Source organism: Scandinavium sp. (genome assembly GCF_051650185.1).
Classification (GTDB): domain Bacteria; phylum Pseudomonadota; class Gammaproteobacteria; order Enterobacterales; family Enterobacteriaceae; genus Scandinavium.
In genome coordinates this window covers 1-1,714 of the sequence record NZ_JBOFIN010000051.1, presented here as the reverse complement: position 1 = coordinate 1,714, position 1,714 = coordinate 1, and the positions used below count along the sequence as shown (strand labels likewise).

Below are 1,714 nucleotides of genomic sequence, written 5' to 3'. Positions count from 1 at the left end.
TGCCATGCGTTCCTGCGATTTACGCATTTTGGACGCGGCGACCATTTCCATCGCTTTAGTGATCTTCTGCGTGTTCTGGACGCTTGCGATCTTACTACGTATCTCTTTTGCGCCGGCCATGAGCTTCTCCTCAATGCCTTGCGGCCTGCCCTAAGACAAGCCGCCAGACGTTACCAGGACTGGGTTGCTTTGAAGGAATCGAGGATGCCTTTCAGCTTGCCTTCGATTTCGTCGTTATAGTTACCAGTCTGGTTGATTTCTTGCATCAGCGGAGCATGGTCACGGTCGACGTAAGCCAGCAGAGCGGCTTCGAAGCTACCGATTTTCGCCAGTTCCACATCTTCGAGGTAACCGCGTTCAGCCGCGAACAGAACCAGACCCTGCTGTGCTACAGACATTGGGGCATACTGTTTCTGCTTGAGCAACTCGGTCACTTTCTGACCGTGGCTCAGCTGTTTACGGGTTGCTTCGTCCAGATCGGATGCAAACTGAGAGAATGCCGCCAGTTCACGATACTGCGCCAGCGCGGTACGAATACCACCGGACAGTTTCTTGATGATTTTGGTCTGAGCAGCACCACCAACACGGGATACGGAGATACCCGGGTTAACCGCCGGACGAATACCGGAGTTAAACAGGTTGGTTTCCAGGAAGATCTGACCATCGGTAATGGAAATAACGTTGGTCGGAACGAACGCGGAAACGTCGCCTGCCTGCGTTTCGATAATCGGCAGCGCAGTCAGGGAGCCAGTTTTACCTTTCACTTCACCTTTGGTGAAGTTCTCAACGTATTCCGCGTTAACGCGGGATGCGCGCTCCAGCAGACGGGAGTGGAGGTAGAACACGTCGCCCGGGAAGGCTTCACGTCCTGGTGGACGACGGAGCAGCAGGGAAACCTGACGGTAAGCAACAGCCTGTTTAGACAGGTCATCGTAAACGATCAGCGCATCTTCACCGCGGTCACGGAAGTATTCACCCATTGCGCAACCGGCATATGGCGCCAGGTATTGCAGTGCAGCAGATTCAGAAGCGGTCGCGACAACAACGATGGTGTTAGCCAGGGCGTTGTGCTCTTCCAGTTTACGAACCACGTTGGAAATGGTGGACGCTTTCTGGCCGATAGCCACGTACACACATTTGATGCCGGAGTCGCGCTGGTTGATGATTGCATCGATTGCCATCGCGGTTTTACCGGTCTGACGGTCACCGATGATCAGCTCACGCTGGCCACGGCCGATTGGGATCATGGCATCAACAGACTTATAGCCAGTCTGAACAGGCTGGTCTACGGACTGACGATCGATAACGCCCGGTGCAATCACTTCGATTGGCGAGAAGCCATCGTGCTCAACCGGACCTTTACCGTCGATTGGCGCACCCAGGGTGTTCACCACGCGGCCCAGCAGGCCACGGCCGACTGGTACTTCAAGAATACGGCCAGTACACTTAACTTTCATGCCTTCGGCAAGGTCAGCGTATGGACCCATCACAACAGCACCTACGGAGTCGCGCTCCAGGTTCAGTGCGATAGCGTAACGGTTACCCGGAAGGGAAATCATCTCACCCTGCATACAGTCGGCCAGGCCGTGGATGCGGATAACACCGTCACTTACAGAAACAATAGTACCTTCGTTGTGAGCTTCACTCACAACATTGAACTGAGCAATGCGCTGCTTGATCAGTTCGCTGATTTCGGTGGAATTCAGTTGCATGC

General features: G+C 54.3%; 2 protein-coding genes. Both read right to left on the bottom strand.

Features of this window, described 5'->3' with window-relative positions; all coding sequences use genetic code 11:
• On the bottom strand, positions 1-120 hold a 120-nt coding region (locus ACRCWW_RS06110; protein WP_374257688.1), incomplete at its 3' end, for a F0F1 ATP synthase subunit gamma.
• Positions 121-170: 50 nt separating this feature from the next.
• On the bottom strand, positions 171-1,712 hold the full coding sequence (gene atpA, locus ACRCWW_RS06105) for a F0F1 ATP synthase subunit alpha (RefSeq protein WP_404659884.1): 1,542 nt from the start codon (positions 1,710-1,712) through the stop codon (positions 171-173).
• Between the last annotated feature and the right edge of the window lie 2 nt (positions 1,713-1,714).

Bases quoted from the DNA above. Each gene is read 5' to 3' on its own strand.
- atpA (WP_404659884.1), bottom strand. From the start codon at position 1,712: ATGCAACTGAATTCCACCGAAATCAGCGAACTGATCAAGCAGCGCATT.